Here is a 9,259-nt window from a genome sequence, read left to right as displayed (position 1 = left end):
GTCAGGCACCGTTGCTTGCTCCTTCGTCGCGTACGCAACGGCGCCTGACCGGCGGGACGGCCGCGACGGCCGCTGCGCGGCCTGCCCTCCTCGAGGTCGGGGCGTGCGTGGCTGAGGGGGCGGTCGGGGTCGATTGGGGGTGTGCCAGATGAATTAGGCTGCGGCGGGCGCGGTTTCGGCCAGGGGGAGTTTGTCCTTGGTGGCCACCACGAAGCGGTACACGATCGCGCCCGCGGTGAGGATCACGGCCACCGACAGCGGACCTGCCCACAGCTGCCACCAGCTACCGCCCGCGGGCGTGTACACCTCGGCCCGCGGCCAGGCCAGGTTGATCACCATCGCGATGCCCCAGACCACCGCGAGCGCGTTGATCGGAATGCCCCAGCGACCGAGGCTGAACAGCGTCGGGTCGTCCAGTGCGGGCATGCCTTTGATCCTGCGCACCAGCAGCGGCACGGTGACCAGCAGATACGCCAGATACAGGCTGACGATGCAGACACTGGCCAGGGTCGCGAAGATGGCCGGGTTGCCCAGGTTGAGCACCAGCAGCCCGATGCCGAGCGCGCCGATCACTACCGCTGGCCACACCGGTGTGCCGAAGCGCGGATGCACGGTCGCGAGGGTCGTCGCGAACGGCAGCTTGCCGTCACGCGCCATCGAGAACAGCAGGCGCGAGCCCGCGGTCTGGATCGCCAGCGTGCACACGATCACCGCGACCGCGACACAGCCGAGCAGGACCGATCCGGCGGGGCTGGTCAGCTTCGAGGTGATGACGTAAGCCAGTCCACCGGAAGCCAATTCGCCGTCGGACAGGCTCGGCGCGGCCATCAGCGCGCCGAGCAGCATGAGTCCGCCGCCGAGCGCCGAGACCGACAGGGCGAGCAGGATGGTGCGCGGCGCGACCCGGCGCGGATTCTTGGTCTCCTCGGACAGCTCACCGGCGGAGTCGAAGCCGACCATCACGTACGCGGCCATCAGACCGGAGACCAGGAACGCCGCCCAGTACGGGCCGGGCGCGGCCTGGTCGGTCTGCGTGACGACACCGGGCCCGCGCTCGGCGCTGGTGAAGAACAGCGCGATGATCGCCAGCACGCCGACGATCTCGATGGTGACGCCGATCGAGTTGATCCTGGCCATCAGGTCGATGCCGATGACATTGATCGTGGTGGTCACCACCAGCAGCACGCTGCCGAGCAGCACCGCGTTCATCGCGCCGTCGCGGGAGGTCAGCGCGGTGTCGGTGCCGATGATCTGGAAGCCGCTCCAGATCGTCGGCAGCACGACCTGCAGGGCGATCGCGGCCGCGGCGGCCGTGACGACCTGCGCGATCACCATCATCCAGCCGGCGAACCAGCCGATCAGCCCGCCGGCCAGGCGGCGCGACCACTGATAGATGCAGCCCGAGATCGGGTACCGGGCGGCCAGCTCGGCGAAATTCAGCGCCACCAGGAACTGGCCGGCGAAGACAAGCGGCCAGGTCCAGAAGAACGCGGCGCCGCCGAACGAATAGCCGAAGCCGAAGAACTGGAAGATCGTGGTGAGGATGGAGACGAACGAGAAGCCTGCCGCGAACGACGCGTAGCGTCCCAGCTTGCGATGCAGGACCGGCTGATAACCGAACGCCGCCAGGTCGGCACTGTCGCGGCCGGAGTCGAGCGGTTCGGCGGGGGAATCGAGAGTCGTGGCCATGTCGGTGTCCTTCGGCGGTGCGGCCAAATATCTATCAGGCGATAGTTTTGCGCTCGCGATCGCTCGAACGGTGTCCGGCGTGTATCGGGTGTGGGGCCTGCGGTAACTTCTGCGTTGCCCAAGTTTCTATCAAATGACAGAAATTCGACCGCGCGGCATCTTCGCTGGTGAGCTCCCCGCTTCGGCCCTGGTCGGGGCCCGATGACAGAATCGGGAGGTGGCAAACCTCGGTCCCGGGCGTCCCCGGCTGGAACAGCGGCGCAGGCAGGGAACCACGCCGCGCGCGGAGATCCTCGACGCGGCGGCGGAGCTGTTCACCACCAAGGGCTATGCCAATACCTCCACCAGGGCGGTGGCCGACGCGGTCGGCATCAGACAGGCCTCGCTGTATCACCACTTCGCGGCCAAGGACGACATCCTCGACGCCCTGCTGGCCGAAACCGTCGCAGGCCCGGCCGAATTGGCACAGCGGATGCTCGGCGAGCCGGAGCCCGCCGCGACGAAGCTCTACGCACTCGCCCTGTTCGACGTGCGCCAGTTGCGCAGCGCGCGATGGAATCTCGGCGCGCTGTATCTGCTGCCCGAACTGCGCACCGAACGGTTCGTCGTGTTCCGGCGCCACCGGGACGAGTTGCGCGGGCACTACGAACGACTCACCGCCGAATCCTGCGCTGCCGCAGGGCAGTCCGATGAGGCACGCATTCTGCCGTTCCGGCTGGTCGAGACGGTGATCGCCATCCGGTCCGACGAGGGGACCGCGGCCGTCGAGACCGAGCGCGTCATCCCGGACGCGATCATGCGCATAGTCGGGCACCGTGGCGAGGTCGGCGCGGCGGCCGACGCGCTCCTCGCGCGCCTGGGCGAGATCGACATCGATCCCGCCTGAGCGGTATCGGCGCGGTACCGGTGCGTGGCACCGCGCCGACGGTCCTCAGCTCTTGATGAACGCCAGGATGTCCTGGATGAGCTCCTGCTGGTAGGAGCCGAAGATGCCGTGCGGAGCGCCGGGGTACACCTTCAGCGTCCCGTTCTGCACGAGCTCGATCGACTTCAGCGCGGCACCCGCGATCGGCACGATCTGGTCGTCGTCACCGTGCGCGATGAAGATCGGCACCTCGAGCGCCTTCAGGTCCTCGGTGAAATCGGTCGCCGAGAACGCGGCGACGCACTCGTAGGCGGCCTGGATACCCGCGAGCATGCCCTGGCGCCAGAAGTCGTCCTGCGCGCCCTTCGAGACGGCGACGCCCTCGCGGTTGAAGCCGAAGAACGAGGGGGCGAGTTCCTGGTAGAAGTTCGAGCGGTCGGCGAGCACGCCGGCGCGGATGCCGTCGAACACCTCGATCGGCAGGCCGTCGGGGTTGGCTTCGGTCGCGACCATGATCGGCGGCACCGCGCCGATGGTGACGACCTTGGCGACCCGGTCCCTGCCGTGCTGCGCGGCGTAGCGCACGACCTCGCCACCGCCGGTCGAGTGCCCGATGACGATGACATCGCGCAGGTCCAGCGATTCGACGAGCTCGGCGAGGTCACGCGCGTAGGTGTCCATGTCGTTGCCCTGCCACGGCTGCGACGAGCGGCCGTGACCGCGGCGGTCGTGCGCGATGACGCGGTAGCCGGCGTCGGCGAAGGTCTTGCGCTCCAGCGCCCACGCATCGGAGCTGAGCGGCCAGCCGTGGCTGAAGACGACGGGCTGACCGGTGCCCCAGTCGGAGAAGTAGATCTCGGCGCCGTCGGAGGTGGTGAAGTAGGGCATTGCGCTCCCGTCGGAGGTGCGGATGGATAGGTTGCCCATAGTTGTCGGAAGGACGTCGGCTGTCGCCTACCGGAACGGCCGCGGATCCCGCCATTTCGGACAAGCATTAGATTTATCGGCATGTCTCTACCCCCGGATCGTGTCCGTCACAACGCATCTAGTGGGACACGACGTATCGGGTTTCTCCTGTTCGACGGGGTGAAAGCGCTCGATTACATCGGTCCCGCAGAGGTTTTCATCGAGGCGAATCAATTCGCCGATGCCTACGAGGTCTTGCTGTTCTCACCCAGCGGCGCACCCGTGCACAGCTCGGTCGGCCAGGGAGTTGCCGTGACGGCTGCGGCAGCGGACGCGCCCGCGCTGGACACGCTCGTCATACCGGGGAGCGAAGTCCGTCCCGCCGACTTCGTCCGACCTGATCTCGTCGAGGCCACGCGCGCCCTCGCCGCGCGGAGCCGCCGGGTCGTCTCGATCTGCAGCGGCGCCTTCGTGCTCGCCGAATTGGGAATGCTGGACGGTCGCAGCGCGACCACGCACTGGAAGTTCGCCGACGAACTCGCGCGCCGGTATCCGCGCGTCGACGTACAGGCGGATCGAATCTTCGTGCAGGAGGCCGACATCGCGACCTCGGCCGGTGTCGCCGCCGGCATCGACCTCGCGCTCGCGCTGGTGGCCGACGATCTCGGCAGTTCCATCGCGCGTCAGGTCGCGCAGGGCCTGCTGGTCTACCTGCAGCGTTCCGGTGGGCAGACCCAGTTCTCGACACCGCTGCGTGCGGCCGCGTTGCCGCCGGGACCGGTGTGCGCGGTGACCGATCTCATCGCGCGGGATCCGGCGAAGCGGCACAGCGTGCGGGAACTCGCGCGGCACGTCAATGTGAGCCCGCGCCATCTCACCCGGCTCTTCGCCGAGGAGGTCGGGCTCAGCCCGGCCGAGTACGCGGCGAGCGCACGGTTCGATCTGGCCCGCACCCGGCTCGAGGCGGGCAGCTCGGTGAGCAGGGCCGCCGCTGATGCCGGGTTCGCCAGCGCCGAGGCATTGCGGCGGGCTTTCATCGCGCGGCTCGGTGTGTCGCCCTCGGACTACCGGCGGAGATTCACAGCGCGGCCGAGCGCGTAGCTCTCTTCGAGTCCTAGGGCGCAGTGGCCTCGGCGAAGCGGGTGGCGAGGGTGCGGAGGTGGGTGATGAGTTCAGGGGGTTCGTTGACTCGGAAGGGGAAGTCGAAGGAGGCGATATAGACGGCCAGTTCGGTGAGGTCGTCGGCGCCGGTACGCAGGAGGCAGGTTTCGGGGTCGAGGGGTTCGATGACGCCGACGGTGGGGGCGATGCGGTCGGCGGCGGCAGCGGCGGGGACCGCGAGGGTGATGGTGGCCTGGTACCGATAGGGGGAGGTGGTGACGCCTCGGGTGAGGTAGCCGCCCAGGTCGAGGTCGGGGGCTTCGCGGGGAGTGAAGCGGGGGCCGGTGGGGATGCGCGGGGTGAGGCGGTCGGCGCGGTAGGTGCGCCAGTCGGCGCGGTCGGTGTCCCAGGCGATGAGGTACCAGTGGCGGCCGGTGTGGGCAAGGCGGTGGGGTTCGACGGTGCGCAGTGTCGCTGTGCCGTCGTGGGTTCGGTAGTCGAATCGGAGGCGATGGTTGTCGCGGATGGCGCCCGCGACGGCGGTGAGGACATCGGGATCGACGGGAGTGGTGGCGGCGGGGACCGTGACGGTGACCGAGTGCAGCAGGCTGACCCGGTGGCGCAAGCGTGACGGGAGGACCTGCTCGAGTTTGGAGAGGGCCCGCAGGGAGCTGTCCTCGATACCGGCGACGGTGCCGCCCGCCGCGGTGCGCAGACCGATGGCGACGGCCACCGCTTCGTCGTCGTCGAGCAGGAGCGGCGGCAGCTTCGCGCCCGCGCCGAGCCGGTAGCCGCCGACGCCGGGCGTCGCGTCGACCGGATAGCCGAGTGCGCGCAGCTTCTCGATATCGCGGCGCACTGTGCGCGCGTCGACTTCCAAGCGCTCGGCGAGTTCGGTGCCGGTCCAGTCGCGGGGAGTCTGCAACAGCGACAGCAGGCGGAGCAGGCGGGCTGATGTCTCCAACATGAAGGAAATTCTGCCCGACAGCTAGGGCGGAATCTGTCCTAGGTGGCTCCTATCGTTGTCTTCATGAGCGACGAAATCCAGCGATTCCGAATCGACATTCCGCAACAGCAGCTCGACGACCTGCGCAACCGGCTCGACACCGCGCGCTGGCCCGCCGCGCTGCCCGGCGACGACTGGGACACCGGTGTGCCGACCCACTACCTGCGTGAGCTCGTCGACCACTGGCGCACCGGTTACGACTGGCGCGCTGAGGAAGCGAAACTCAATGCGCACGAACAGTTCACGACCGTGATCGACGGACAGCGCATCCACTTCCTGCACGTGCGCTCGGCCGAACCCGATGCGGTGCCGCTGCTGCTGACACACGGCTGGCCCGGTTCGGTCGCGGAATTCCTCGACCTGATCGGCCCGCTGACCGACCCGCGCGCACACGGCGGCGACCCGGCCGACGCTTTCCATGTGGTGATCCCGGCACTGCCCGGCTTCGGGTTCTCCGGACCGGTCACCGAGGGTGGGTGGACCGTGCGCAGGATCGCGCAGGCGTGGGCCGAGCTGATGACCCGGCTCGGATACCAGCGCTTCGGGGTGCAGGGCGGCGATTTCGGCGCGGCGGTGAGCCCGGAAGTGGGGCGGGTGGCGCCGGATCGGGTGATCGGCGTGCACGTCAACGGTGGCGCGGGCTCGTTCCCGCAGCTGCCGCTGTCCGAGGAGGTCAGCGCGAGCCTGACCGAGCTCGAGCGCGACCGCATCCGGCGGATCGAGGCGTTCATGAACGAGGAGTTCGGCTACATCGCCGTGCAGTCCACCCGTCCGCAGACCCTCGCCTATGGGCTGGTCGACTCGCCGATCGGGCAGCTGGCGTGGATCCTGGACAAGTTCAGGGAGTGGACGCACCCGCGCGAGACGCTGCCCGACAAGATCATCGATCGTGATCGGCTGCTGACCAACGCGATGATCTACTGGCTCACCGGGACCGCGGGGTCCGCGGGCTATGTCGGCTACGCGCAGCCAGGGGAATGGGGTGCGGTGCCGGAGAATTCGGGCGTGCCGACCGGTGTGCTCGTGCTCGCCCACGATGTGGCGATCCGCCGCTTCGACGAGGCGGAGAACAACATCGTCCGCTGGAACGACGTCGATCGGGGCGGGCACTTCGCGGCGCTGGAGGAACCGGAACTGCTCACCACCGATGTGCGTGAGTTCTTCCGCACGCTGCGCTGATCATTCGGTGAGTTCGCCTGCCGAGCGCCAGGATCGGCATTCGGCGGTGAGCGCCGGGTCAGCGCGACGTCGGTGGGGCGATCTGCCAGTGCCGGTTCAGCGCGCCCGCGATCTCGGGGAGCACGGTGATCGGAATCCGCTTGGCGCGCAGCATCTCCCGGATCTCGGTCACCTGTTCGCGTTTACGCATGTCGTAGGCGCCCGCGACCGGGCCGACGACCGGCGGGATGGACAGCAGGATCAGTTCGTCGGTGGTCTCGCCGGTCAGGTCGAGCGCCAGTGCCCAGCGGGACCGCTCGTCGAGGGTGAACCGGCCGGCGACGACGCGATCCCACGGCACCGTCGCCGAACGGAACGGGGTCCTGGCGTGGATCGCGTGCTCGGTGAGCTCGACGACATCACGCACGAACAGCGCGACGCCCGCCGCGACCCCGGCGATCGCACCGACGAGGATCCCGGTGACGACCCGGTTCACCCCGAACATCGCCAGGAACAACCCGACGACGCCCGTGGTGGCCAGCACCCCGATCAGGCAGTAGAACAGGCTCCGACCAGCGGGCACGACACCGGCACGCACGACCGCCATGCGAACCTCCCTCTCCACGACTCGCGCCCACCCTAGCGGTGGTCACCGCGCCGCGATCACGAGCCGAGCGAAACCGCCGCTTCGGAGGTCTCCACGAGGAAGGTGAAGGACTCCTGGAAGTACAGCTGTACGGTCTCGGCGTCGTGGCTGAGGTAGCCGATCGACAGGTCCTGGCCGAGGGCCAGCTCGAAGTCGCCGCCGCGGGTGGTGAGCGCGAAACCGCCGCTGATCGCGGGCGCCCAGATGATCTCGCCGTCGAGCAGCCGCTCGATGTGGGTGCGGATCGGGTGGCCGTGATCGGAGGTCTCGCTGACCTGCGTGTACAGCTCGGCGCTGAGCACCACCGAGTACGGGCCCTGCACGCCCGCCAGGCGCAGCCCGGTGAGCGCGTGCGAGATCGCGTCGGGGATGTCGACGACATTGCCCGGCAGCTCGACCGGTTCGTTGGACGCGGCGGCGCGGATGCCGGTGATGCCCGCGGCGGCGTAGCTCTCGAAGATCGCGCGGTCCTCGGCGAAGGCGATCTTCTGGGCCGCGGCCTTGAGGTTGTCGAAATCGGCGTCGCCCGCGCCGCGCTCGACGTCGTCGAGTTCCTGGCGGGACAGGGTGAACGGCACGCGGAGTTCGATCAGCGGCTGCACCACCCGCTGATGCGCCTGGACACCGTCGTCCGGGGAGGAGATCTTGGTCAGCCTGCCGCGGTTGAGCGCTGAATAGGTGAGCCCGTGCGGGCCCGACACGTCGACGACCCGGCGGCCCGCGATATTGCGCTTGAACGTGCGGGTGGCTTCCTCTTCGATCTGCTCCCAGGCCTCGCCGCTGATCGGCGCGAGTTCGCGATGCAGGTTGTTCATTCAGATACTCCTTTTCATCGAGCCGATGGCGAGTGAGCCGTCCGAGCTGGCGTTCGCCTGCTCCACCGGGACGAATTCGGGCAGGGAATCGGACTCTTCCTCGGTGGCGACGGATTCGGGTGCCTCGGGCAGGTCGTCGAGGAAATCGACGGTGGGGGTGAAGAACAGGGTGCCGGTGACCGCGAACGAGAAGTCGAGGATGCGGTCGTAGGCGGCCTCGCCGGTGCCGAGGAACATCCGTTCGAGCATGCGCTCGGTGACGCTCGGGGTCGCGGCGTAGGCGATGTAGTACGTGCCGAACTCGCCGGTGCCGATGGTGCCGAACGGCATGTTGGCGCGCATGATCTGGCGCTCGGTGCCGTCGGGGTCGACCAGGGTGTTGACCGCCACGTGCGAGTCGGCCGGTTTCACGTCGTCGGGCAGTTCGTAGTCGGCGAGCTTGGTTCGCCCGATCACCCGCTCCTGCTCCTCGATCGACAGCGCGTTCCACTGGTCGAGCGGGTGGGTGTACTTCTGCACGATCACGTAGCTGCCGCCGGTGAATTCGGGGTCCTCGTCACCGAGCAGTGCCGCCGAGGCCGCGGCTTTGCCCTCGGGATTCTCGGTGCCGTCGACGAAACCGAGCAGGTCGCGCTGTTCGAAGTAGCGGAAGCCGACGGTCTCGTCGACGATCGTGGCCGCGCCGCGCAGGCGCTCGCCGATCACCATGGCCAGCTCGAAGCACGGGCCCTGGGTCTCGGCCTTGATATGGAACAGCAGGTCGCCCGGCGTGGCAGGCGCGCTGTGGATGGGGCCGTTGTAGCCGGGAAACTCATGCAGCTCAGCGGGTTTCGGGCCGACGAAGAGCCGGTCCCAGGCCTGCGAGCCGATCGAGGTGACACAGGACAGCCCGTCACCGGGGACCCGGAAGCTGACGGAACGCCGCAATCCGGAGATGTCGGACAACAGGTCGCGAACCGCGGACTCGCCGCCTTCGTCGATGGTGGCGACGAGAAAAATCGCGGCAGGCGTGAGTGGATCGAGGATCGGCTGTGGCTCACCCATGGCGTCCACAGTACGGCTCAGGACCGACA

General features: G+C 68.5%; 9 protein-coding genes. 3 read left to right on the top strand and 6 right to left on the bottom strand.

Translation table 11 applies throughout. The features are described 5' to 3' along the window. Window positions 1–153: 153 nt before the first annotated feature. Window positions 154–1,689, bottom strand: coding sequence for an amino acid permease (locus tag ACFWF2_RS23840; protein ID WP_379309659.1), 1,536 nt, complete (start codon window positions 1,687–1,689; stop codon window positions 154–156). A 217-nt stretch (window positions 1,690–1,906) separates the two neighbouring features. Between ACFWF2_RS23840 and ACFWF2_RS23835 the strand changes: the two genes are divergently transcribed. Beyond that, the gene (locus ACFWF2_RS23835) at window positions 1,907–2,575 is read left to right on the top strand and encodes a TetR/AcrR family transcriptional regulator (RefSeq protein WP_379309658.1); all 669 of its coding nucleotides are present in this window, start codon (window positions 1,907–1,909) and stop codon (window positions 2,573–2,575) included. 45 nt (window positions 2,576–2,620) lie between these two features. Here ACFWF2_RS23835 and ACFWF2_RS23830 read toward each other — a convergent pair whose 3' ends face one another. Next, a complete protein-coding gene (locus ACFWF2_RS23830; protein ID WP_379309657.1) occupies window positions 2,621–3,442 on the bottom strand; it encodes an alpha/beta fold hydrolase in 822 nt (273 codons plus the stop codon). Window positions 3,443–3,562: 120 nt separating this feature from the next. On the opposite strand from ACFWF2_RS23830, the gene ACFWF2_RS23825 reads away from it, so the two are divergent. Next, window positions 3,563–4,561: a GlxA family transcriptional regulator gene (locus tag ACFWF2_RS23825; RefSeq protein ID WP_379309656.1), complete on the top strand. Its 999-nt coding sequence runs from the start codon at window positions 3,563–3,565 to the stop codon at window positions 4,559–4,561. A 13-nt stretch (window positions 4,562–4,574) separates the two neighbouring features. Here ACFWF2_RS23825 and ACFWF2_RS23820 read toward each other — a convergent pair whose 3' ends face one another. Next, on the bottom strand, window positions 4,575–5,528 hold the full coding sequence (locus ACFWF2_RS23820) for a helix-turn-helix transcriptional regulator (RefSeq protein ID WP_379309655.1): 954 nt from the start codon (window positions 5,526–5,528) through the stop codon (window positions 4,575–4,577). 63 nt (window positions 5,529–5,591) lie between these two features. Here ACFWF2_RS23820 and ACFWF2_RS23815 point away from each other — a divergent pair, with 63 nt between their 5' ends. Then, the gene (locus ACFWF2_RS23815; protein WP_379309654.1) at window positions 5,592–6,746 is read left to right on the top strand and encodes an epoxide hydrolase family protein; all 1,155 of its coding nucleotides are present in this window, start codon (window positions 5,592–5,594) and stop codon (window positions 6,744–6,746) included. A gap of 58 nt (window positions 6,747–6,804) precedes the next feature. Here ACFWF2_RS23815 and ACFWF2_RS23810 read toward each other — a convergent pair whose 3' ends face one another. The 3 genes from ACFWF2_RS23810 to ACFWF2_RS23800 are packed head-to-tail and all read right to left on the bottom strand — an operon-like array spanning window position 6,805 to window position 9,230. Continuing rightward, on the bottom strand, window positions 6,805–7,332 hold the full coding sequence (locus ACFWF2_RS23810; RefSeq protein ID WP_379309653.1) for a hypothetical protein: 528 nt from the start codon (window positions 7,330–7,332) through the stop codon (window positions 6,805–6,807). Between the two features lie 56 nt (window positions 7,333–7,388). Beyond that, window positions 7,389–8,186 carry a family 1 encapsulin nanocompartment shell protein gene (locus tag ACFWF2_RS23805; protein ID WP_379309652.1) on the bottom strand — a complete coding sequence of 266 codons (798 nt, stop codon included), beginning with the start codon at window positions 8,184–8,186 and terminating at the stop codon, window positions 7,389–7,391. Further along, window positions 8,187–9,230: a Dyp-type peroxidase gene (locus ACFWF2_RS23800; RefSeq protein WP_379309651.1), complete on the bottom strand. Its 1,044-nt coding sequence runs from the start codon at window positions 9,228–9,230 to the stop codon at window positions 8,187–8,189. Window positions 9,231–9,259: the final 29 nt, after the last annotated feature.

This window comes from Nocardia sp. NPDC060259 (assembly GCF_042728775.1).
Classification (GTDB): Bacteria; Actinomycetota; Actinomycetes; order Mycobacteriales; family Mycobacteriaceae; genus Nocardia.
Note: the sequence above shows the minus strand (reverse complement) of the source record. Positions and strands in the feature narration are given on the sequence as shown.

Excerpts from the sequence above, each read along its gene's own strand:
- ACFWF2_RS23825 (WP_379309656.1), top strand. The coding sequence starts at position 3,563 with ATGTCTCTACCCCCGGATCGTGTCCGTCACAACGCATCTAGTGGGACA.
- ACFWF2_RS23830 (WP_379309657.1), bottom strand. The coding sequence starts at position 3,442 with ATGCCCTACTTCACCACCTCCGACGGCGCCGAGATCTACTTCTCCGAC.
- ACFWF2_RS23815 (WP_379309654.1), top strand. The coding sequence starts at position 5,592 with ATGAGCGACGAAATCCAGCGATTCCGAATCGACATTCCGCAACAGCAG.
- ACFWF2_RS23800 (WP_379309651.1), bottom strand. The coding sequence starts at position 9,230 with ATGGGTGAGCCACAGCCGATCCTCGATCCACTCACGCCTGCCGCGATT.
- ACFWF2_RS23840 (WP_379309659.1), bottom strand. The coding sequence starts at position 1,689 with ATGGCCACGACTCTCGATTCCCCCGCCGAACCGCTCGACTCCGGCCGC.
- ACFWF2_RS23805 (WP_379309652.1), bottom strand. The coding sequence starts at position 8,186 with ATGAACAACCTGCATCGCGAACTCGCGCCGATCAGCGGCGAGGCCTGG.
- ACFWF2_RS23820 (WP_379309655.1), bottom strand. The coding sequence starts at position 5,528 with ATGTTGGAGACATCAGCCCGCCTGCTCCGCCTGCTGTCGCTGTTGCAG.
- ACFWF2_RS23810 (WP_379309653.1), bottom strand. The coding sequence starts at position 7,332 with ATGGCGGTCGTGCGTGCCGGTGTCGTGCCCGCTGGTCGGAGCCTGTTC.